At 68.7% G+C, this 21,599-nt stretch carries 23 protein-coding genes; 11 read left to right on the forward strand and 12 right to left on the reverse strand.

What is annotated here, in order from left to right; genetic code table 11:
* Nucleotides 1-24: 24 nt before the first annotated feature.
* Nucleotides 25-1,740, forward strand: a complete 1,716-nt coding sequence (locus tag B0F77_RS09005; protein ID WP_086662340.1) for a flavin-containing monooxygenase — start codon at nucleotides 25-27, stop codon at nucleotides 1,738-1,740.
* Complete coding sequence (locus B0F77_RS09010) at nucleotides 1,737-3,230, forward strand: SMP-30/gluconolactonase/LRE family protein (protein ID WP_143466640.1); 1,494 nt, start codon at nucleotides 1,737-1,739, stop codon at nucleotides 3,228-3,230. Before B0F77_RS09005 ends, B0F77_RS09010 begins: the two co-directional genes overlap by 4 nt.
* Here B0F77_RS09010 and B0F77_RS09015 read toward each other — a convergent pair.
* The 3 genes from B0F77_RS09015 to B0F77_RS09025 all read right to left on the reverse strand — a co-directional run bounded on the left by B0F77_RS09015 (nucleotide 3,156) and on the right by B0F77_RS09025 (nucleotide 5,389).
* Nucleotides 3,156-3,668 carry a hypothetical protein gene (locus B0F77_RS09015; RefSeq protein WP_086662341.1) on the reverse strand — a complete coding sequence of 171 codons (513 nt, stop codon included), beginning with the start codon at nucleotides 3,666-3,668 and terminating at the stop codon, nucleotides 3,156-3,158. The genes B0F77_RS09010 and B0F77_RS09015 overlap by 75 nt on opposite strands.
* Nucleotides 3,669-3,737: 69 nt before the next feature.
* Nucleotides 3,738-4,481, reverse strand: coding sequence for a hypothetical protein (locus B0F77_RS09020; RefSeq protein ID WP_143466641.1), 744 nt, complete (start codon nucleotides 4,479-4,481; stop codon nucleotides 3,738-3,740).
* Nucleotides 4,478-5,389, reverse strand: coding sequence for an ABC transporter ATP-binding protein (locus B0F77_RS09025; RefSeq protein ID WP_086662343.1), 912 nt, complete (start codon nucleotides 5,387-5,389; stop codon nucleotides 4,478-4,480). Before B0F77_RS09025 ends, B0F77_RS09020 begins: the two co-directional genes overlap by 4 nt.
* A gap of 115 nt (nucleotides 5,390-5,504) precedes the next feature.
* Here B0F77_RS09025 and B0F77_RS09030 point away from each other — a divergent pair, with 115 nt between their 5' ends.
* From B0F77_RS09030 to B0F77_RS09055, 6 genes are all read left to right on the forward strand, one after another.
* Nucleotides 5,505-6,671: a sensor histidine kinase gene (locus B0F77_RS09030; protein ID WP_086662344.1), complete on the forward strand. Its 1,167-nt coding sequence runs from the start codon at nucleotides 5,505-5,507 to the stop codon at nucleotides 6,669-6,671.
* A complete protein-coding gene (locus B0F77_RS09035) occupies nucleotides 6,668-7,273 on the forward strand; it encodes a response regulator transcription factor (protein ID WP_086662345.1) in 606 nt (201 codons plus the stop codon). The genes B0F77_RS09030 and B0F77_RS09035 overlap by 4 nt, the downstream gene beginning before the upstream one ends.
* 43 nt (nucleotides 7,274-7,316) lie before the next feature.
* Nucleotides 7,317-7,898, forward strand: coding sequence for a TetR/AcrR family transcriptional regulator (locus tag B0F77_RS09040; RefSeq protein WP_086662346.1), 582 nt, complete (start codon nucleotides 7,317-7,319; stop codon nucleotides 7,896-7,898).
* Nucleotides 7,882-9,267, forward strand: coding sequence for a nitrilase-related carbon-nitrogen hydrolase (locus B0F77_RS09045; protein WP_086662347.1), 1,386 nt, complete (start codon nucleotides 7,882-7,884; stop codon nucleotides 9,265-9,267). Before B0F77_RS09040 ends, B0F77_RS09045 begins: the two co-directional genes overlap by 17 nt.
* 263 nt (nucleotides 9,268-9,530) lie before the next feature.
* The gene (locus B0F77_RS09050; protein WP_143466642.1) at nucleotides 9,531-10,514 is read left to right on the forward strand and encodes a trypsin-like serine peptidase; all 984 of its coding nucleotides are present in this window, start codon (nucleotides 9,531-9,533) and stop codon (nucleotides 10,512-10,514) included.
* Nucleotides 10,515-10,617: 103 nt separating this feature from the next.
* A complete protein-coding gene (locus B0F77_RS09055) occupies nucleotides 10,618-11,034 on the forward strand; it encodes a hypothetical protein (RefSeq protein WP_211293724.1) in 417 nt (138 codons plus the stop codon).
* A gap of 12 nt (nucleotides 11,035-11,046) precedes the next feature.
* Here B0F77_RS09055 and B0F77_RS09060 read toward each other — a convergent pair whose 3' ends face one another.
* From B0F77_RS09060 to B0F77_RS09085, 5 genes are all read right to left on the reverse strand, one after another.
* Nucleotides 11,047-11,679, reverse strand: coding sequence for a DUF4360 domain-containing protein (locus tag B0F77_RS09060; protein ID WP_086662473.1), 633 nt, complete (start codon nucleotides 11,677-11,679; stop codon nucleotides 11,047-11,049).
* 269 nt (nucleotides 11,680-11,948) lie between these two features.
* Entirely contained in the window at nucleotides 11,949-13,379 is a 1,431-nt protein-coding gene (locus tag B0F77_RS09065; RefSeq protein ID WP_086662474.1) for an RICIN domain-containing protein, read from the reverse strand.
* A gap of 217 nt (nucleotides 13,380-13,596) precedes the next feature.
* The gene (locus B0F77_RS09070) at nucleotides 13,597-13,956 is read right to left on the reverse strand and encodes a cyclophilin-like fold protein (RefSeq protein WP_211293725.1); all 360 of its coding nucleotides are present in this window, start codon (nucleotides 13,954-13,956) and stop codon (nucleotides 13,597-13,599) included.
* A gap of 344 nt (nucleotides 13,957-14,300) precedes the next feature.
* Nucleotides 14,301-15,317: a zinc-dependent alcohol dehydrogenase family protein gene (locus B0F77_RS09080; protein WP_086662351.1), complete on the reverse strand. Its 1,017-nt coding sequence runs from the start codon at nucleotides 15,315-15,317 to the stop codon at nucleotides 14,301-14,303.
* Between the two features lie 120 nt (nucleotides 15,318-15,437).
* Complete coding sequence (locus B0F77_RS09085; RefSeq protein WP_086662352.1) at nucleotides 15,438-16,313, reverse strand: helix-turn-helix transcriptional regulator; 876 nt, start codon at nucleotides 16,311-16,313, stop codon at nucleotides 15,438-15,440.
* Nucleotides 16,314-16,415: 102 nt separating this feature from the next.
* Between B0F77_RS09085 and B0F77_RS09090 the strand changes: the two genes are divergently transcribed.
* On the forward strand, nucleotides 16,416-17,693 hold the full coding sequence (locus tag B0F77_RS09090; protein WP_086662353.1) for a multidrug effflux MFS transporter: 1,278 nt from the start codon (nucleotides 16,416-16,418) through the stop codon (nucleotides 17,691-17,693).
* 71 nt (nucleotides 17,694-17,764) lie between these two features.
* Here the strand turns inward: B0F77_RS09090 and B0F77_RS09095 are convergent, their stop codons facing one another.
* The 4 genes from B0F77_RS09095 to B0F77_RS09110 form a co-directional block, all read right to left on the reverse strand.
* Complete coding sequence (locus B0F77_RS09095; protein WP_211293726.1) at nucleotides 17,765-17,992, reverse strand: DUF2188 domain-containing protein; 228 nt, start codon at nucleotides 17,990-17,992, stop codon at nucleotides 17,765-17,767.
* A gap of 85 nt (nucleotides 17,993-18,077) precedes the next feature.
* On the reverse strand, nucleotides 18,078-18,584 hold the full coding sequence (locus B0F77_RS09100; protein WP_086662355.1) for an amidohydrolase family protein: 507 nt from the start codon (nucleotides 18,582-18,584) through the stop codon (nucleotides 18,078-18,080).
* The gene (locus B0F77_RS09105) at nucleotides 18,581-18,862 is read right to left on the reverse strand and encodes a response regulator (RefSeq protein ID WP_086662356.1); all 282 of its coding nucleotides are present in this window, start codon (nucleotides 18,860-18,862) and stop codon (nucleotides 18,581-18,583) included. The genes B0F77_RS09100 and B0F77_RS09105 overlap by 4 nt, the downstream gene beginning before the upstream one ends.
* Before the next feature lie 78 nt (nucleotides 18,863-18,940).
* Nucleotides 18,941-19,417 carry a hypothetical protein gene (locus B0F77_RS09110; RefSeq protein ID WP_211293727.1) on the reverse strand — a complete coding sequence of 159 codons (477 nt, stop codon included), beginning with the start codon at nucleotides 19,415-19,417 and terminating at the stop codon, nucleotides 18,941-18,943.
* Between the two features lie 249 nt (nucleotides 19,418-19,666).
* Here B0F77_RS09110 and B0F77_RS09115 point away from each other — a divergent pair, with 249 nt between their 5' ends.
* On the forward strand, nucleotides 19,667-19,855 hold the full coding sequence (locus tag B0F77_RS09115) for a hypothetical protein (protein ID WP_086662357.1): 189 nt from the start codon (nucleotides 19,667-19,669) through the stop codon (nucleotides 19,853-19,855).
* Nucleotides 19,856-20,017: 162 nt separating this feature from the next.
* Entirely contained in the window at nucleotides 20,018-21,220 is a 1,203-nt protein-coding gene (locus tag B0F77_RS09120; protein WP_086662358.1) for a hypothetical protein, read from the forward strand.
* Nucleotides 21,221-21,599: the final 379 nt, after the last annotated feature.

Consider the following 21,599-nt stretch of genomic DNA (forward strand, 5'->3'; position numbering starts at 1 on the left):
CCCCTTTTAGCGAAAGGCTTTTCTGTGTCTGTTTCCGAGGACCTCGGATTCGACCCGCACGAGCTGCGCGCCAGGTACCGGGCCGAGCGAGACCGCCGGATCCGTCCCGACGGCGCCACGCAGTACCGCGCCGCCGCCGNNGTCGTCGTCATCGGCGGCGGCCTCGGTGGCCTGCTCGCCGGGGCACGGCTCCGGCAGGCGGGGGTCGGCTCCATCCGGGTGGTGGAGAAGGGCGGCGACTTCGGCGGCACCTGGTACTGGAACCGTTACCCCGGCATCCACTGCGACATCGAGTCGTATGTCTACATGCCTTTGCTGGACGAGCTCGGCTACGTCCCCGAGTGGAAGTACGCGCCCGGTGAGGAGATCCGCCGGCACTCGCGCGCGATCGGTGAGCACTTCGACCTCTACCGCGACGCGTGCTTCCAGACCGCGGTCACCGAGCTGCGCTGGGACGAGGACGCGGCGGTGTGGATCGTGTTCACCGACCGCGGCGACCGGATGCGGGCGCGGTACGTGGTGATGTCCAACGGGACGATGGACCGGCCCAAGCTTCCCGGTGTCCCCGGCATCGAGACGTTCCAGGGACACACCTTCCACACCAGCCGCTGGGACTACGCCTACACCGGCGGTGACTCCAGCGGGAATCTCACCGGTCTGGCCGACAAACGGGTCGCCGTGATCGGTACCGGTGCGACCGCGATCCAGGTCGTGCCGCACGTCGGCCGTGACGCGCAGCAGCTGTACGTCTTCCAGCGCACGCCGTCCACTGTGGACTACCGGGACAACCGGCGGACCGACCCCGACTGGGCGGCGTCGCTGGAACCGGGGTGGCAGCGGCACCGGATGGAGAACTTCCTCGGGATCGTCAGCGGCGGCCAGGTCGACGAGGACCTGGTGGGAGACGCGTGGACGGACAGCGCCCGGCTGTTGCGGAAGATCACCGCGGGCGGGGAGGGAGACTCGCTGACGCCGGAGGAGCGCGAGCGTGCCGAGGAGATCCTCGACTTCCGGAAGATGAACCAGGTCCGCGCCCGCATCGACGAGATCGTGGCGGACCGGGCGACCGCCGAGCTGCTCAAGCCCTGGTACCGCTACGCCTGCAAGCGGCCGACCTTCAGCGACGAGTACCTGCAGACCTTCAACCGCCCCAACGTGACCCTGGTCGACACCGCTGACCACGGCGGCGTCGAACGCGTCACCGAGAACGCGATCGTGGTCGGCGGCCGCGAGTACGAAGTGGACTGCGTCATCTTCGCCACCGGCTTCCAGGTCGCCATGTCCGACCTGATGACCGGCCGGCTGCCGGTGTACGGACGTGACGGCGTCAACCTGTTGCAGCACTGGAGCCGTGGACTGCGGACGCTGCACGGCTTCTACAGCGACGGCTTCCCCAACCTGCTCACCCTGGGCGCGTTCCAGAACGCCGCCTCGGTGAACTACGCGCACATCCTCGACGAGCAGGCGAGCCACATCGCGGCGGTCGTCGCGGAGGCCGGCAAGCGCGGCGCCCGGTGGGTCGAGCCGAGCGCGGAGGCGGTGGACGCCTGGGCGGCGGCTCTCGGCGAGAACGCGGAGGAGCTCTACAAGTTCCACCTCGAGTGCACGCCCGGCTACTACAACAACGAGGGCAAGCCGCACCCGCGCCAGGGTTACGCGAAGGGCGCCACCGCGTTCCACGCCATGCTCAGGGACTGGCGGGAAAGCCGCATGGACGACGTCATGGTGATCGCTGAATGAGTTCCTTCCACGGCACCAACGGCATCGCGTTCGGTCCGGACGGACGGCTCTACGTCGCCGACTTCCTCGGTGGGCGCATCAGCGCCGTCGACCTCACGACGGCGGAGATCGACGTGGTCGTACCGGCCGGAGGCGTCGTCCAGTCACCGGACGACCTCGCGTTCGGCGCGGACGGGTCGATGTACATCACCGACCTGGTGCCCGGCCGGGTGTGGCGCCGCGAGCCGCTCGGCGAATTCACGTTGGTCAGCGACGAGGTGAAGGTGCCGAACGGCATCGCGTGCGCCGGGAACCGGTTGTTCGTCAACGAGATGCGCCCCGGCGGACGGGTCCTCGAACTGTTCCCCGGCGGGGGTGAGCCGGTCGTGCTCACCGGCGATCTGCCGCTGGGCAACGCGATGCAGCTCGGCCCGGACGGCTACCTGTACTACCCGCACATGATCACCGGTGAGGTCCACCGGATCTCACCCGATGGCGGCACACCGGAACTCGTCGCCGACGGCGTGAGCATGCCGGTCGCGGTTCGCTTCGACCGCGCGGGCGTTCTGCTGGTCCTCTCCGCTGGTGCCGAAGGTGACATCACGCGCATCTCTCCCGACGGGACCCGGCACACCGTCACCACCGGCGTGTTCGGGCTGGACAACGCGGCGGTCGACGCGGACAACCGCGTGTACGTCTCCAGTTTCGCCAGTGGCGGCATCGCGGAGGTCCACCCGGACGGCCGGATCCGCCAGATCGTGCCGCAGGGCCTCGTCGGGCCCTACGGTCTCGCGGCCGGCTCAGGTGGCACCGTCCACGTGGCGGACCACTACCGCGTGGCCGGCGAGCGGGTCATGCGCTTCACGCACGGCATCGTCGCCGACGGGGACGAGTTGCACGCGACCTCGCAGTACGGCGAGGTGCGCACGGGCCAGAGGTCACGGGCCAACGGTTTGCGCTGCCCTCTCGGCATCGCGGTGCGTGGCGACGGCGCGCTCGTGGTCGCGGAGACAGGTGCGGGGCGGATCATCGCGATCGGTGCCGACGACGAGATCACCGTGGTGGCCGACGGGTTCGCCGAACCGGTGGACGTGGCGTTCGACGCCGAGGGGCGTTGCTACGTCAGCGACGAGCAGGGTGTGGTGTACCGGATCGACGAGCGTCCGGTCCCGATCGCCGAAGGCCTTGCCTCACCACAAGGCCTTGCTGTCCGAGGCGACGAGCTGTTCGTCGTGGAGGCCGGCCGGCGGCGACTGCTGGCCGTCGACCTCGTGACCGGTGAGATCAGGGCCGAGGCCGACCTCGACCTCGGCCCGCTGGAAACGGTCCGCCGCGAGCTCTTCGCGCACGGCATGCCGGGGTCTCCACGCCGGTTCGCGGGGCTCGTCGTCGCACCGGACGGCACACTGCTCGTGTCCGGCGACGGTGTCGTGCTCTCAGTGACCGCCGGCCACCTTGACCACGATGACGACCCCACCGATCAACAGGTTGACCAGTCCACTGAGGACTGACATGACCACGCTCGCCCGCATCCGCCGGCCCGCCGTGTAGCCCCACACGAACATGGTCGCGGTGTCCACGGCGACCGACGCGTACAGCGCGGCGGTGAGCGAGAAGGCACCGAAGGCGGAGAAGAGGATCAGGATCAACGGCCCGGCGGCCGCGGTCATCAGGGGGCTGGTGACGAACAGCATGTGCCGCAGCTCCGGGCCGTTCATCCGGTGTCCGTAGGCGAACCGGTGCCCCTGCACCTCGGCCGCGATCGTCGCGAGCCACAGGCCGAGCGAGGCGCCCAGCACGGACAGGGCGGCCGACAGGTGGGTGCTCGACCCGGCCAGCGCCAGTCCGAGCGTGACCGCGATGACCGCCAGTTCCGCGTAGATGCGTTCCTTGAGGCGTTCCGCGATGCGCGCCACGCTCTGGTCGGTGCTGCCGTCCGACTCGATCACCGTTCGCCGCCTTCGGGGTTCGTGAATCCATTGTGGAGCGACGACCACGGTACCCCGGGCGGTCAACGGTCAGGCGCGGGGTTCCCAGCGGAAGAACCGGGCGATCACCGCGGCGAACACGGCCGCCCACAGCAAGGTGGAGGCCAGGCCGAGCACCAGCGGAGGCACGGAGGTGAGCGTCGCGCCCGCGCCGTAACCGGACCAGCCCTTCGCGACCAGGTCGGCCGGGCCGATCAGCGGCAGCATCACCCCGGACGCCACCACCGGTGCGTCCGGCGCGTCCTGCATGAACAGACCGGCCAGCGTCGCGACGATGACCGGGAACGCGGTGACGGGCGTGGCCTCGACGCTCCTGCTCACGGCGGCGATCGCCATTCCGGCTGCCACCGTCATCAGCAGCCCGGACGTCAGCCCGAGCAGCAGCAGCCACGGGTGCGCCGGCATGGGTGCGCCGACGGCCAGGCAGAACACCACGTAGGCGAGTACCTGGAGCGCGCCCATCGTGACCACCGGCATGGTGATCGCGGTGATCACCCCGGCGTCGGTGAGCTCGGAGGTCCGCAGTCGTTTGAGCACCAGCGACTGCCGCCGTGCGGTGTACACGGTCATGCTGGTCATGAACACCGACAGCAGCATCAGCATCACGAACCGGTCGCTGACCAGTGATCCCCAGCTCTGCGGTGCGTGGTTGCGCACGGTGAACCAGGTCATCACGCACAACCCGATCGGCAGCACCGATGCCGCGAACGCGGTGGTCTTGCGCCGGAACAGCAAACGGATCTCGAGTACGCCGTGCCTCAACGCCATGTTCATCGGGTCGCTCCCACGGTGAGAAAGATCTCGGCCAGTGATGCCTGGCTGGCGGTCAGCCGGTCGAGCTCGATGCCGCCGTCGCCGGCCCAGCGCAGCAGGGAGCCGAGATCCTCCTGCAGTGCGGCGGTTTCGAGCACCAGCAGCGCCGTGTCTTCGTCCAAAGTGGACCTCAACGTGCCGGCGAAAGCGGGCAGTGCCCGTTCCAGGGCCGAGACGGGCACACGGGCGGTGATCCGGGACGGACGTGTCTCCAGCACCTCGGGCAGCGTGCCCGCCACCGAGATCCGGCCCTGGTGCATGATCGCCACCCGATCGGCCAGCGACTCCGCCTCCTCCAGGTAGTGCGTGGTCAACAGGATCGTGCTGCCGCTGTCGCGCAACCGCTCGACGGTCTGCCACAACCGTTGCCGTGACTCGGGATCCAGCCCGGTGGTCGGCTCGTCCAGCACGATCAGTTCGGGACGTCCGTAGATCGCGAGCGCGAAGTCCAGCCGCCGCTTCTCGCCGCCGGAGAGCTGTTCGACGCGGGTGTCCCGGCGCTGGACGAGCTCGATCCGTTCCAGCAGTTCCTCGGCGTCGTCGGTGCGGGTGGTCAGTGAACCCCACAGCTTCAGCGTCTCGAAGACGGACAGTTCCTCGATCAGTCCCGCGTGTTGCAGCATCACGCCCGTCCGAGGCTTCAGCAACGATCTGGCCCGCGCGGGGTCGTGCCCGAACACCCGGACCGTGCCCGACTCCGGGCGGCGGAAGCCCTCGATGAGTTCGAGGGTGGTCGTCTTGCCCGCGCCGTTCGTGCCGAGCAACGCGAAGATCTCGCCGCGGCGGACGGTGACGTCCACGCCGTCGACGGCGGTGAAGGTGTCGTAGGAGAACTTCAGCTGGGAGATCTCGATCGCGGTGTCGTTCATGCCCGGGAACGATCCCCGTAACGCGAACGCCGCCCCAGTCGCCGCTGTCACGACCGGAGATGACGCTCGTACGAGAACGACCATGACAGCTGTCATGGGTGGCTAACCTGGGCGGATGCGGGGAGCCAGACGGGCAGGGGATCGAGGTGCTCTCGAGTCCCTCCGCCGCTACAGCCGGTACAACGTGATCGTCGCGGTGAGCGTGATCGCGGCCGTGCTCGTGCTCGTCGAGTCCGGTGCGTCGCCGACGATCGAGCGCGCGGCGGTGGTGGCCGCCGGACTGGCCGTGCTCGTGCTGTCCCACCGGCGCTGGACACTCCGCTCGATCACCGGCCCGGTCGGCCTGATGCCGTGGTGGCAGGCCGGGGCGATCGCCCTGGTCGGGGTCGGGATGGTGGTGGCCTCCACCGGCACCGGTCGTACCGTGGTGTGGTCCCTGGCGGCGGGTCTGCTCGCGCACGATCTGCGCATCGCCCGCTTTCCCCAGGCCGGCTGGCGATTCAGCGTGCCGTTCGCGCTGCTGGTCGCGCTGGCCGCGAGCATCACCATGGCGGTCACCGGTAACGGGGGCGTCGGAGATGTGCTCCGGCAGGGCGGTTTCGCGTTGTGCCTGGTGCTGGCGACGACCTACGCCGAGGTGACCCTGCTCGGCCAGTGGCATCTCACGCTGGAGCTGGAGAAGGCGCGGCGTGATGCCGCGGAGCTGGCCACCACCAGGGAAAGGCTGCGGTTCGCGGAGGACCTGCACGACATCCTCGGGCACGCGCTCGAAGTCGTGTCGTTCAAGAGCGAGCTGGCGAGCAGGCTGAGCGAGGTCGATCCGGTTCGGTCCCGTGCCGAGCTCGACGAGATCCAAAGGCTGGCCAGGGGCGCGATCCACGACGTGCGCGCACTGGTGCAGGGTCGGCGGTCCACCGAGTTCGCCGCCGAACTGCCCGGTGTCCGCGCGTTGCTCGAATCGGCCGGCATCGGCTGGGAGTTCACCGGTGATCCGGCGGGACTCGACGGCGCGACGAGCGAACTGCTCGGCCGAGTGCTCCGTGAGGCGGTGACCAACCTGTTGCGGCACGCGGCAGCGAGCCGCTGCACCGTGCGGCTGGAAACCGATGACGGCAAGGCGGTTCTGATGGTCGGCAACGACGGAGTGGCTCCGATGCGCGGCGATGATCGTGAGGGTTCCGGACTGCGCGGGCTGGCCCGCCGGATCACCGAGGTCGGGGGAATGTTCAGCGCCGGCGTGCGGGACGGCGTCTTCGAGGTGCGGGCGGAGGTACCGCGATGATCCGGGTGGTGCTGGCCGACGACGAGCAGCTGACCCGTCAGGCCGTCGAGTCGTTGCTCAACCTGGAGCAGGACCTGGAGGTGGTGGCCGGGGTCTCGGACGGAGCCGCCGCGCTGGCCGCGGTCGCCGAGCACCGCCCCGACGTGCTGGTCGTCGATCACGAGATGCCGGTGCTCGACGGTCTCGCCGTGCTCGAACGGCTTTCTGTCGCCTACCCGGACGTCAGGTCGGTGATGCTGACCCGGCACGCCCGCCCCGGAGTGCTGCGGCAGGCGCTGTCGTCCGGTGCCAAGGGTTTTCTGGCGAAGACGGCGCCGGCGTCCCTGCTGGCCGAGGTGATCCGGCGAGTCCATTCCGGACTGCGGTACGTCGATCCGGACTTCGCCGCGGACGCCATCGCCGAGGTCCGCTGCCCGCTGACCGAACGCGAGCTCGACGTGCTGCGGCTCGTCGACGACACCGTCACGGCCAGCGAGATCGCGCGGGCGATGCACGTGTCCGCGGGCACCGTGCGGAACTACGCGTCGTCCGCGATGGCCAAGCTCGGCGCCCGCAGCCGTGGTCAGGCCGCCCGGATCGCCCGCGACCACGGCTGGATCTGATTCCGGCTATACGGCGTATAGTTCGACCTATACGCTGTATAGCATGAGCACTGGAGGGACCTCCGAGCGGATCGCGTCGGCGGCGCGGTCGATCCTGCTGGCCGAGGGCGCCGCGGCGGTCAGCATGCGACGGGTCGCCGAGGCCGCGGGCATCACGGCGATGGCGATCTACTCGCACTACCCGAACCGGGACGCGCTGCTGCGCGCCGTCGCGGACGCGTGTTTCCTGGAGGTGGCCGGGAGCTGGGGGCAGCGCGCGAAAGAAGGCGACCTGCGCGCGCGGACGTTCGGGCTGCTGGAGGACCTGCTCGACTTCGCGCTGGGTCAGCCGCACCTCTACCACTTCCTGCTCGCCGACCGGCGCGAGTCCGCGCGGCGTTTCCCGGAGGACTTCCGCAACGGCGGCTCGCCCACGTTCACCCCGATCCTCGATCTCGTCGAACTCGGCATGCGGGAGGGGCTGCTGCGCGAGGACGACCCGCTGGAGGTCGCGCTGATCTTCACCTCGTCCGCGCAGGGGCTCATCCAGCTCTACCTCGGCGGCCGCATCGGTCTGTCCGAAAAGGACTTTCGTGCGCTGTGCGCGCGGACGACAGGGAGGATTCTCGATGGACTCGAAACGTGATCGCCTGTTAGCCGGCCTGGGGGCCGCGTTGTGCTCGGGGTTGTTGTCCTTCTTCGGCACCGGGTTCACTCCGGTGCCCGCGCTGACCTGGCTCGCTCCCTTGCCGGTGCTGCTGCTGGCGCCTCGGGTGCCGGCCCGGTGGGCGGCCGCCGCGGCGTTCCTCGCCGGTGTGCTGGGGTCCGCGAACAACTGGGCGCATTCCTTGCACTCCAACGATGTTCCGCTGCCGATGGCGCTGGGGATCAGCGCGGGCATGGCGGTGACGCTGACAGCCGTGGTGCTGTTGTTCCGCGCCCTGGTCCTGCGCGGTCTGCCGTTGCTCGCCACAGTGGCCGCGCCCGCCGTGTGGACCGGTGCGTTGTACCTGGCGTCGGTGGCGAACCCGACCGGGGTGATGGGCACGCCGGCCAACAGCATGGGCGATGTGCCGGTGGTGCTGCAGATCGCGTCGGTCACCGGGTTCTGGGGCATCGAGTTCGTGCTGCTGCTGGTGCCCGCGGGCATCGCGGCGATGGTCGGCTCCACGGTGCCGCGGTGGCGGATCGGCGCGGCGCTGGCCGTCGTGCTCGTCGGCGTGCTGGGCTTCGGGATCATCCGGCTGGCGGGGGAGCCCGGGCCGTCGCACCAGGTCGCGCTCATCGCGCCCAACCAGGGGCATTGGGCGGTGGACGTCGCGACGGCGGACGGCGAGCGACTGGTCAGGGCTTACGCGGACCGGATCGCGGCGTTGCCGGAGGGGGTCCGGCTGGTCGTGCTGCCCGAGGGCGAGTTCGGGGTCGACGACGCGAGCCTGCCGTCGTTGGTCACGCCGCTCACCAACGCCGCGCGCGACCGCGGCGCCGATGTCGTGGTCGGTTACGTGCGGCGGTCAGGGGACGCGAAGCTCAACACCGCGCTCGCCATCCCGGCGGACGGCGCTGCGCCGGCCGCGTACGTCCGGGGCCAGGCGCGCGAACTGGTCTACGCGGCGGGTGCGGGGGTGCAGATCTGCGGGGAGGTCAACCTCGCCCACCCGAGTCGCGACTACGCGGCCGCCGGTGCGCGCACCATGGCGATCCCGGCCGCGGACGAGAAGGCGAACGGCTGGCAGCACGCTCGGGTCGCGTCGCTGCGTGGAGTGGAGAACGGTTTTGGCGTGGCCTGGTCCGGCCGGACGGGCGTGCTGATGGTGTCCGACGGGATGGGCCGGATCGTGGCCGAGGCCCGCACCGGCGGAGCGGACACCTTCACGACGGTGGTCGCCGGCCTGCCCGCGGGTCCTGGAGCCACGCCGTACACGCGGCTGGGCGACTGGTTCGCCTGGCTGTGTCTGGTGATCGCGGTGTCGTCGGTGATCGTCGCCGTGCGGCGTCAGCGGGCCGGCGGCTAACGGTATTTCGTCGGTTCGCGATTCGCGAGTGAAGTTGTGGGCAGCAAGAAGAATGGACCATTTGGTCATTGTGCTGCGTCCGGAGGGGCCGTCCCATTGGTCGATTGCCCCGACTTCGGTGCGCCCCTAGTCTTCAGTCGTCAGATTTTTCGGGGGGCGGGGAGCTGACTTGCGTGGGACTCCGTTTGCCGACCCCTGAATTCACCGATCGCACCACAAGATCGTCCTGGAGGGGGATAATTGTGGTAGGCAAACGATTGACGGTGTTGTTCGCGGCGGCAATCACCGCTACCGCACTGGCCAGTGGTGTCGCCACGGCCGAAAGCAACGCCGACGGAAACGCGGTTTCGGTAGCCCGTTCGGCGGACGGGCGCACCGTGAACTCGGCCGCTGCGGAAAGAGCAGTTCTGGATTACTGGACGCCGGAAAGAATGAAAGCATCCATTCCGGCAGATTTACCCGCCGACACGGTCACGTCGACGCGCAAAGCCGTGCCGACCGGGCCCGCGGGTGAGATCAAGCCCGTCGCGCCGACGGTGCAGCCGCAGGACGTCGGCATCCAGGACATCGGCATCCAGGCCACGAACGCGTCGCGAGCCATGGGCAAGGTGTTCTTCCACAAGCCCAACGACACCCGGTTGTGGCACTGCTCCGGCGCCTCGATCGGCAGCCCGAAGCGCCGGCTCGTGCTCACCGCCGGACACTGCGTGCACGGCGGTAAAGGCGGCGGTTGGGCGACCGACTTCGTCTTCGTGCCGTACTACTTCAACGGCAGCCGGCCGCACGGCAGCTTCGCCGCGACGTATCTCAGTTCCAAGAACGGCTGGATCAACGACAGCGACTTCGGCTACGACATGGGTATCGCGGTCACCGGCAACAACGCGGCCGGCCGCAACGTGAACGACGAAGTCGGTGGCAACGGCACGCGCTGGAACTACCCGCGCGACGTGAACATCACGATGATGGGTTACCCGTTGGACCGCAACAACGGGGAAGTGCCCTGGCTGTGCTGGGGCAAAACCGAGCGGGTCGGCATCTTCGACGGCCGCATCCAGATCAAATGCGGTTTCCAGGGCGGCGCGAGCGGCGGCCCGTGGTTGCAGGATTACAACGACCGCGCGGACGGCTGGGGTGTCGGTTACGCCAACGGCGTGACCAGCACCATCAATTCCGACAACTGGAACCGCAGCCCGTACTTCGACGACAACTTCAAATCCTTGTACGATTTCGCCGAGTCGCATGCCTGACAGTCGCCCTGTTTTCGGGATGAGGCAGGCCGCCGTGCTGGCGGCCTGCCTCATCGCGCTGTTCGCGTGCGGTTCCGGCGAGTGCGCTGTAGGAGGTGGGTGCGTGGCCACGTCTCAGGGCGACGAATGCCCGGCGATCGGGCTGCCCAGCGGGGTTTCCGTGCGGGTGGCCGAAGAACTCGCGGCGGCGACCGAGGCCGAGATCACCGTCTGCGAGGGCGAGGCCTGCCAGACGCGGCGAGTACCGCTGACGCCGTCGACGGCGCCGGCCACCACCACCTGCGCCGGGGACAACTGCGGGGCCACGCTGGTGCCGACCGGTGCCAAGAACGGCTTCGCCACGCTGGACATGCCGGTCGCGGCGGTGCGGGTGACGGTGAAACTCTTCGACGCGGCGGACAAACCCGTCGCGGAGGGTTCCGTGGAGGCGACCGCCAAGGGTTCGTCCTCCACGACGTGCCCGACGCCGGGCCGTCAGGTCGCGCTGGCGATGACCCAGGCGGGCGTCACCGTCACCTGACGATGTTCTCCTTCACTCGCAACGCTTCCACGCGAACTGGTAGACCGTGGCGACGTAGGCGTCGGTCGAGTCCATCGCCATGAAGCTCGTGGTCGTCTTCGGGTCCGACGTGCCCGCGCTGACCCGCAGCTCGGTGTTGATGTTGAGGTTCCTGGGCTCGCCGCACGGCCGGTAGACGACCGCCAAGCCCTCGTCCGAGGACTGCCAGTTGTCGCTAACCGGCCCGCGCCAGGTGTGACTCCGGTACTCCGTCGGCACCGTGCCCTGGAAGTAGTAGTTGGCTTTCTGCGTGCCCGTAGCACCACCTGCGAGCTGGATGTACCCGCGGTAGTCGACCTGGGAGATGCCGTAGGTGTAGCCCTGCGGCGCGTTCACCCGGAGGGTGAGCTGGCAGTTCTTCCGGAAGTCCGTCGGCCTGGCACCGACACCGACCAGGGCGATGTAGTCGCTGTAGAGCGCGTGGAACGCGGTGTTGTCCGGTGTCGGCGCCACCGAGGCCGTGCCGGGAGGGCAGCCGGATCCGTTGACGGTGACCAGATCGATGGTGACCGCACCCGGCGGTGGGACGTCGGCCTGAGGGACGTCGGCCTGAGGGACAACGACGGTGGACATCGCCAAGGCGGCGGCGGCAACGGCGTTGATCATCGGACCCACCTTCCGGCTCGTGCGCTGCCTTTACCCAACCCGATGCGGGGGCCGCGAACGTGCCGTGTCACCTTGCGAATGTCTGACGATCCGCCCTCGGCACAGTGAGGCCGTTGTCCCAGAGCGTCGACAGCGTGGGGAGCTGTCGGGGACTGGACCCCGACGGCCAAGGTCACGATGTACTGATCTCCAGTCGGCCGAACGGGCGGTTCAGCCTTCGGACGGACGGTGTGACCGCCGGTGTGGCGGTCACACCCCTTTCCGGACGCTCAGACCGTGCGGCGGGTGAACTGCTGGTTGGTGCCGCTGCCACAGGACCACTGGATGAGTTTCGCGCCGTTGGCGGTGGAACTGTCTGCCACGTCAAGGCATTTGCCGCTGTGCCGGGCGACCAGGCGGTAATAACCGTTGCCCTGGTCCTGGAACGTCCACTGCTGGTTGGTGCCGCTACCGCACTTGTACTGCAGGACGGTGGCGTTGTCGGCGGTGGAGGCTCCGGACACGTCGAGGCACTTGCCGCTGTGCTGGGCGATGACCTTGACGTAGCCGCCGCCCGCGTCGGTCAGGCGCCACTGCTGGTTGAGCCCGCTGCCGCAGGTGTACTGCAGGACGGTCGCGCCGTCCGCGGCCGAGTTGCTCGTGACGTCGACGCACTTGCCGCTGTGCCGGGCCGCCAGGTTGTAGTAGGGGCCTCCGCCGACGCCGGTGATCGTGCCCGCGGTGGTGTCGATGGAGAGTTGCGGGTACCAGGGCAGGGCGATGGTGGTGTTGGTGGGGAAGGTGATCGGCGCCCAGACGTACTTCGAGTCGTTGACGGTGCCGCCGATGGAGTTGCCCCATCGGTCGCCCAGGTACAGGTACGAGGTGCCCGACGTGCCCTGGACCGGGAGGACGAACGCGGTCTGCGAGCCGTAGGTGGTGTCGTTGCCGGCGTCCGCCATCGCCGTCCACGGACCGGTGAGGCTGGTGGCGGTGGCATAGCGCTGCTGGTTCGGGTTCCAGCCGCTGGTCCCCGAGGTGAGCATGAAGTAGACGCCGTTGCGCTTGAACAACGCCGGTGCCTCGCGGAAGCTGCCGGGCCACGGGTTCGCGACGAGGGTGTCGTAGCCGGTGTAGTCGGCGGTGAGCCGGAAGATGCTCAGGTCGGCGTTGTTGGCGGTCGCGGTGATCTGGTACGCGGTGCCGTCGTCGTCGGTGAACAGCGTCTGGTCACGCGACGTCGTGCCGCTCGGCGGCCGGAAGCTGCCCTGCCACGTGTAGTTGCCGTCGATCGTGTCGGAGACGGCGACCGCGGCGCGGGCCTCGTTGTAGTCCTTGCCGTTCTCCTTGTGCATCCACATGACGAACTTGCGGGTCGTGCTGTTGTAGATGACCTTGGGGCGTTCGATGTTGGCCACCTGCAGTTCCGCGGCGCTCGACTGGGTCAGCGCGTTGGTGCGGAACTCCCACCTCTTCAGGTCGGCAGAGCGGTAGACGGAGACGGCCTTGAAAGTGTTGTCGGGATTGCGGTTCTCGCCGAGCCAGTAGTAATAGGCACCGACCTTGAGCACACCTCCGCCGTGGGCGTGCACCACGGCTCCGGTCGTGTCGGTGAACTGCGTGGCGTTGGTGATGACGACCGGTGCGGCGGAGGCCGGCGTGGTGATCGCCAGCGGGGAGAGGAGGATCATGGCGGCGGCCACGGCGAATCTGCGGAACATCATTGGTCCCTCCGGATGTTGTGCGTGGTGACTCGGGCTGCAGATCGACGATCGGCCGGTCGTCGACCTCGAAGGCCCGGACGGAGGCCCAGACACCGGACGGCGGCCCGGTGACCGTCACCCGCACGTACCGCGCCTTGTCGTTGGCCTTGGCGCGGTGACATTCGCATCGAATGTTGTTCTCTGCAATAGTTTGTTCGAACTTGTTCGGCGTTGCTCAGGGCAGTGGGGTGACGGTGACCGGGCCCTGTTCGAGGCGATCGAGGCGGTCCATGCCGGATTCGACAGTGCCCAGGGTGATGAGGTTGTCGTCGTGGCCGCCGGTGGCGTTGTAGTAGAAGCCGAGGTTGTCCCACGGCTTGTAGTAGATGAGAGTGCCGTCGCGGGGCGTGCTGCCCGACGATCCGTCGGTGGTCAAGGGCTCGGTCAGATAGCTGATCTTCTCCCGGCCGGAGAACTCCTCGAACTCCAACGTCAGGGGGAGCCTGGCCAGCAGGTCGCGGCTCGTCGGGTTGTCCGCGACGCGGACGACGACCTGGGCGTCGCCCGCAGTGAAGCTGATCCGTGCGGCGGTCACGGCTGGGTCTCCTGTCGTCGGGACGCTCACGGGTGCCGTGGCGGTCGTGGCCGGCTGGGGCGCGCGACTTGTCGAGGCACCTGGATCAGGGGAGGGCGCCGAACAGCCCGCCACGGCGAAGGCCGCTACGGCCGGGAGCAGTCTGCTTCTCATCGGTGTGCCTTTGACGTCGGACTTCAGGTGGTGGAGGGAGCCGCGGCGTACTCCTCGTCGGTGACGGGGGTCAGCCAGTGCACGACGTCGTGGTCGGCGTCGCCTTCGTTGATGGCCAGGTGGACCATCAGCCGGTTGCGTGCCGCGCCGTGCCAGTGCTCTTCGTCGGGCTCGAACCCGCGATCGGGAGATCAGGGTGTGAGGAGGGCCTTGATGGCTCGGCGTTCGTCCATCGCCCGGTAGCCGTCGGCGACCTGCTCCAGGGGCAGGGTGAGGTCGAAGACCTTGCCGGGGTTGATCCGGCCCGACAGGACCCGGTCGATGAGATCGGGCAGGTAGCGGCGTACCGGGGCGGGCCCGCCGCGCAGTCCGACGTGGGAGAAGAACAGCTCTTGGCCGTCGACGGCGACCTCGTGGGGGACGCCGACGAAGCCGACGTTTCCGCCGGGCCGTGCCGAGTGCAGGGCTTGCTGCATGGCCTGTGCGGTGCCGACGCACTCCAGGACGGAGTCGGCGCCGATGCCGCCGGTGAGGTCCTTGATCCGGGCGATGCCGTCCTCGCCGCGTTCGGTGACGATGTCGGTGGCGCCGAACTCCCGGGCGAGGTCCTGCCGGGCGGCGTGCCGCGACATGGCGATGATCCGCTCCGCGCCCATCTCCTTGGCCGCGATCACCCCGCACAGGCCCACCGCGCCGTCGCCGACGACCACGGCGGTCGAGCCGGGCTTGACCTCGGCGGCGTCGGCTGCCCACCACCCGGTGCCCATTACGTCGGACACGGCCAGAAGACCGGGCCAGAGCTGTTCGCCGGGCACCTCGCCGGCAGCGACGAGGGTTCCCTGGGCGTTGGGGATGCGCACGTATTCGGCTTGGCAGGTGCTCATGAACTCGCGGTGCAGGCAGTTCGACTGGAAGCCGTTGCGGCAGTTCGCACAGGTGTTGTCGGAGGTGGCGAAGGAACCGACGACGAACTGGCCGGGTTTGACCGAGGTGACCTCGGTGCCGACTTCCTCGACGAAGCCGACGTACTCGTGTCCCATCGGGTGTGCCTCGCCGATCGGTTCCAGGCCGCGCCAGGGCCACAGGTCCGAACCGCACACGCAGGTGACCGCCGTGCGGATGACCGCGTCGGTCGGATGGAGAATCTTCGGGTCGTCCAGGGTTTCGAAGCGGACATCGCCGGGGGCGTGGATCACTGCTCCGCGCATGAGGGTCCTTTCGATGATGAAGTGGACTGTGTCTCAAAAGGACGGTTGTTCGGGACCGCCGTGCACCACCGGGCCTTACCTGAGCACAGGTGCCGTCCACTTGAGACGGTTGGGAGAAAGCTAGCGTTCGGGCGCTGACGAGACGCGGCTCTCGGAGGCTGCCCAGGAGGCGAGCAGCGACAGTGCCTCGGCGGTCGGCGAGTCGGGTTCGGCGGCGTAGATCGTCATGATGAGATCCGGCTCGGCCCGCAGTTCCATGCTCTCGTACGCCAGGTCGAGATCGCCGACGACGTGGTGGTGGAAGGTTTTCCTGCCGGTGCCGTGGATGCGGACGTTGTGCGCGCCCCAGCGTCGGCGGAACTCGTCGCTGCGGGTGGACAGCTCGCCCACGAGGTCGTGCAGGTCTTTGTCGTGCGGATCGACGCCCGCGGCGGTGCGCAGATTTGCCACGAGCATGTCGGCGGCGACGTTCCAGTTCGGGTAGAACCGGCGCGCGACAGGGTCGAGGAAGGTGAACCGGCCGAAGTTCGGCACACCGGCCGAGTCGGTGTAGACGTCGCTGTACATGGCGCGGCCGAGCAGGTTCGCGGCGAGCAGGTCCTGGCGCAGGTTCACGACGATCGCCGGGGCGGTGACGCTGTCGAGCGACCATTGCAGGCTGGGCCGGACCGTGCGCTGTTTCGGCTTGTTGGTGGGACGCAACAGCGCGCCGCTGCCGTTCGCCTCCTGTGCCAGGCGCAGCAGGTGTGCGCGCTCGGCGTCGTCCAGTTGCAAGGCGCGGGCGACTGCCTCCAGCACACCGGGGGAGACCCCGGCGAGTTGGCCGCGTTCGAGTTTGGCGTAGTACTCCACGCTCATCCCGGCCAGTGCGGCCACCTCGGTGCGGCGCAACCCGGGGACGCGGCGTTGCCCCGCCGTCGGCAGGCCGGCCTGCTCGGGCGTCACCTTGGCACGCCGCGAAGTGAGGAAGTCGTGCACCTCGGCTCGGTTGTTCACCGCCTCGACGGTACGGTGCGTCGCGCTGAACAGGGATGTACTGCTGGTACACCTATGGCTGGTGTCTTCTTGGTGCCACCCGGAGCCAGTTTTCTCGAACACATGCCCTCACTGATTTCCGCGCCAGTGCCGCCGGCCGACAGGGGCGTGTCCGGGCTGGTGCGTCGCCAGGCGCGGGTGACCGTCGGCCTGGTCGCCACCGTGATCTTCCTGACCGCGATCGCGCCGCTGGCCACCGACATGTATGTGCCGGCGTTCCCTCGCGTCGCGGGTGACCTGACGGCGACGGCGACGCAGGTGCAGCTGACTCTGACCACCTTCTTCGTCGGCATGGCCCTCGGACAGCTCATCGGCGGCCCGGTGTCCGACCAGCACGGTCGGCGGCGGCTGCTGATCGCCTCGATCGTGGTCATGACGGTCGCCTCGGTCGTGTGCGCTCTCACTCCCTCCATCGCGGTCATGATGGCGGGACGCTTCGTGCAGGGCTTCGCCGGCGGCTGGGCCATGGTGATCGGCAGGGCGGTCATCGTCGATCTTGCTCGTGGCGCCCGGCTGGTCCGCATCTTGAACGTCATCGCGGCGGTCGGCGGCATCGCGCCGATCGTCGGGCCGTTGCTCGGCGCGGTCATCCTGCAGCTGTCGGATTGGCGAGTGTCGTTCTGGGTTGTCGCGGCCATGGGTGGCGCGATGATCCTGGCGGTGCAGGCGGCCGTACCGGAGACGCTGCCTGTCGAACGGCGGCACGGCGGCGGCCTGCGGGCGTTCGTGACCAGCGGACGGCAGGTGCTGCGGCAGCGCCGCTACCTCGGTTACGTGCTGGTCAGCGGGTCATCGATGGGTGCTGTGTTCGCCTACGTGGCGACGTCGGCGTTCGTGCTGCAATCGATGAACGGAACGTCTCCGGTCGCGTACTCGGCCGACTTCGCCGCCAACGCCGCCGGCATGACCGCCGCCGCGCTGATCGCCGCCCGGCTCGCCGGACGCGTCGCGACCCGCAAGGTCATCGCCGCCGGACAGATCGCCGCCCTGCTCGCCGGCGTGGCGATGCTCGCCGGTGCGTTGTGGTGGGACACCCCACTGCTGCTCGCGATCGTCTGCTTCGCCGTGCTGATGACCGCGCAGGGCCTCATCGGCTCCAACGGCGGCGCCCTCGCCTCCGCGGAGGTACCCGAGCACCCCGGCACCGGCTCGGCGGTGCTCGGCTTCGTCCAGTGGATCGCCGCCGGCGTCATCGCCCCGATCGCCGGGCTCGGCGGCGAGCACACCGCAGTGCCGATGGCCCTGCTGATGATCACGTGCGTCGCGCTGTCCATGGTCGGCCTGCTCATCCTCGCCCGACCCGCGAAGACGTCCACCGGACCACTGAGCGCACTCGCCTGAGCCCGTACCACCGCGACACCACCCGGTTGGCTCTGGGGGCCACCGGCTGACGCCCGTCCCGCCTGACAGTGTCAGCCGGGGATGTTGCGCGGATCGCTGCTGCGCGGATAGGTGTTCTTCTCGCTGATCGTGCCGTCCATGTTGCGGATGACGTGCTCGACCCCGCGTTCGATCGCCATCTCGCGGCCCCTGGCGACGGCCTCGTCCTTGGTGTCATGCGTGCTGGACGCCTGCGAGTTGCCTTCGACCTTGTTCTTCCAGGTTCCGTTCTCGTGGTAGGTCTCGACATCGCCCTGCATCACGGCCTCCTCGCTCGTCTGGTCAGAAGATGGATGCCCAGCAACAAGATCTCCGACACGTGCACCCGACTGAGCTGGTCAGCAATCAGAGATGCGGCAGGTGTGCGGCGTTGAGGTGTGCGATGCGTTCGAGATCGGCGCGGCGGAACGGCGCTGTGCGGAGGAACTCGACTGCCTCGGCGGTCGCGTAGAGGTTGTGTCGTAGGTAGTGGGAGGGCAGTTGTCGCGGCCTGCTCGCGCGGCCGGCCTGGTGGTAGCGGCTGTCGAGCCGTGCCAGCTGGAAGGGCAGCAGCTCTCCCATGTGCCCCAGCGTCACCGAGGCCCTGGGGAACTCGTCGAACACTCCGCCGTAGATCAGGCGGAGTGCGTGGGCGCCGACCTGCGCGATCCATCCCCGGGACGGCCCGCTCACCACGGGATGCCCCTCGAACACCCGCCAGCGATCGGCGGGGAAGAGCGCGGGATGGAGGTAGAGAGTCACTCCGAGCCGTTCAAGTTCGGCCCACAGCGGCCGGAACCGCGGCTCGTCGAGGTAGTGACCCAGAACGTGGTCGTTGTGCAGGACCCCCTTGAGGCCGACCGGCGCCGTCACGCGACCCGACCTCCACCCCGGCGCCGATGGCCGTGGTGGAGGTCGGCGATCACACCGCTGATCCGGTCTCTGCTCTGATTGCGGTGAGGTCTTGACTCTCGTCGGGCAACCGGGACACCGTCCACAAGGGACAGGACTTCGGGGTCGTGTTCAGCCGCGAGGTCTACCGCGGTCCGGTTGCCCTGTGCGATCAGCACCTCATAGCCATTGGCGCTCAGCTTGTTTTGCAGCGCGCGGGCGGTGCGCGGCTCGCTGTCGACAAGCAGGACCGTGATCATGATGGGCGCGGGCTCCTTGTCCCGCCGGGGTTCCGGCTGCCGGACGCCGAAAATTTGTGCTGGCGGTCCGGTTTTCGCTCATACGGCGAAGAACGTCTTGGACGTGTCAGGGATGGAGGTGCTCACGCCGTTGGTCGTGTCGGTGAGCAGGATGTTCGTGTAGGTCACGCTGGCCAGGACGAGCCGCTGACCGCGCGGGCAACTGAAGCCGCCGGCGGACGGCGCTGCCGTGGTCAGGCTCGCCTGCACGCGACCGTTCTTGGCTTCGAACGAACCGTTGGCCGACACTTCGGAATTGATCGTTTCCTTGTTGGCTGCCTGCGGGTGGTTACCGCCGCCGTTGATGCACGCGTACACCGCCGAGGCGTCGGCTGTCAGTGTGTAGTCGATGTTCTCGTTGCCGAGACCTCTCTCGTCGAACGAAACGGTCAGTGCCCCGGAGTTGGTGACGCTGCCGGTGGCCGAGTGGAACTTCGGGGCGCCAGCCCCTGCGGGCGCAGTCGCCATGAACAGTGCGGTGACGACAGCTACCAAGACGATGATCAGTTTGCGCATCTGAGTCTTCTTTCAAGGACCCCCAAGGTTGTTCGCCGCTGAGCGGATGTTACGACCACCCTCCTGGCTGTCGGGAGGAGTCGTTCGCCCTGTTCACCCGCTGCAGTGTCCCGGTAGCAGAGCTCGCACGTCGGCGCCGGAGGAGCGGCAGCAAAGTGATCAGCTCCGAGGCGGGCTGACTCGCGTACCGGTCCACCTCCTCTCGGAGCCGCCGACCGCCGCTGACGGGCACGAAGCCGTGAAGCGGGTGTGTCCGGCTACCTGCTCGAGTACCTGCCGTCGCAGGAACTGGCCGCGAAGGTCGAACTCGCCGCGCGTGCGTGGCCCACTTCGACCCGGCTGCCGCAGCCCCGGCTGGCGGCGGTGCTGCGGCCGGTCGCGGCTGGTGCCACCAACCGGAGATCGCCGGACGCCTCTACCTGTCGGACGGCACGGTGAAGAACCGCATCTTCAGCATTCTCGGCAGGCTCGGGTTGCGCGACCGCATCCAGGTGGCCCTCTACGCCCAGTCGCACGGCCTGGTGTGAGTGCGGGACCGTTACGTTCGCCTTTCTCCGGACGATCAAAGAGGTGTAGCCCCCGAAGAGGAAGAGCTGCGACATGAGTCGGACCGGCGCGGACGTGCACGAGCCCAGCAACGACAGCCCGCCGTTGGTCGGCGAGGTCGACCGGATCTCGGCGCACGCCGATCCCGTCGTCCGCAACCTCCAGATCACCTACTGCTACCACCGGTTGTCACGGGTGCTGGCTGCCCACACCGACGGCGCCGCGAACTGGTGCACCTTCGCGGTGTGGGCGTCCAAGCAGGTGGGGCAGACCATCCGGCGGGAGGACCTGGCACGCACGGTCGAGCGCCTGCTGAAGTCGTCACCTGAGGTGGCCGCTGGGGTCGACCTGGTCGTGCGCAGTCTGCGGCGGGCGGTGTCCGCGGAGGCTTTGGAGGGAGCTCACCGGACCGTGCGCCAGGTCGTGGTGACGACCGCGCGGCTGGGCGACGTCAGCGCCGCGTCGGCACGGGGGAACCTCAAGGTCTTCGAGGAGATCGCGCGCGAGTTCGCCCGGTTTCTCGCTGAGTTCCCGGAAGCGACCGATGACGACGCACGGATCGGGGAGTTCTGCGAGGCGCTGCGGTCTGGGGAGCCGCCAGAGGGACAGCGCTATCTCAAGCAGGCCTTCACCCGCTACCACCGGGCGATGTCCACCCAGGACCACAAGCGGCGTGCCGAACTACTGCTCCTGGCGAACATCGAGGTCGGCCTGCACGAGCAGACGCGGCTGCAACCGGAGATCGCCGCCGCGCTGGAGGCACCGGTGGTCGACCCCCGCGAGCTCGAGCGCCGTCTTTTTGACGTGCTGCTGCCGGGCAATCGGATGGTGAAGTGGCTGCGCCTGGCGCTGCTGACCGTGCTCGGCAGGAAGGCCGCTGTCCGGGCCGCCGGCGAGCAATTGGCCGACCAGGTGCGAGTACTGGTTCGACGGGCGGTCACCAAGCACCTGATGACTCTGGCACTGCCCGGCGGTGAACTGCTCGACCTGAGCGACGATCTGCCCGCGACGTTCCCGCCGCTGCTCGCGGAGCTCGCCGACCCGGAACTGCTCGCGCTGCTGAGGATCGTGGACCCGACTCCGGACAGCACCGCCGGCACCGCGGCGCGCGACTGGGCCGATCTGCCCGACCGGATGCATTACATCGCGGACATGTTCCGCTGCCACGCGCTGCGCGACGACCTGCTCGAACCGCCGTTCACCGCCGAACAGGTCGAGGCCCTGACAGCCGGTCGCAGGCCGTCAGGGGCACTCTGACGCCACAACCAGGGCGCTGTCAGGCTGATCATGGATGGGAGGCGGTGCCGGGACAACGCTGGCGTCATGCAAACCTGATCACCGCCGCCTTCCTGGCTCTCGCTCTGACCGCAGTGGCGCGATTCCCGTCGCCGCAAGGGTTCCGAAGATTGGACGCGTCAGCGCACCTGTTGGTGAGGGGCACCGGCGGGGCATCGGGCGACTCTCACTCTGAACGGGTGGAGCGAAACTGGGGCACAGCAGGAAGCTGAACGTCGCCGAATGGCTTGCAACGGCGCTGAACGGCGGTCTGCGGCTCTTTATCTGCTGGGGCAATGGGGTTTCCGCGGGTAGGAGTCCCTTGTGGACTGGCAGTGCGACACCCTCGCTCTGGCCGCCG

Source organism: Lentzea kentuckyensis (genome assembly GCF_002150765.1).
GTDB lineage: Bacteria > Actinomycetota > Actinomycetes > Mycobacteriales > Pseudonocardiaceae > Lentzea > Lentzea kentuckyensis.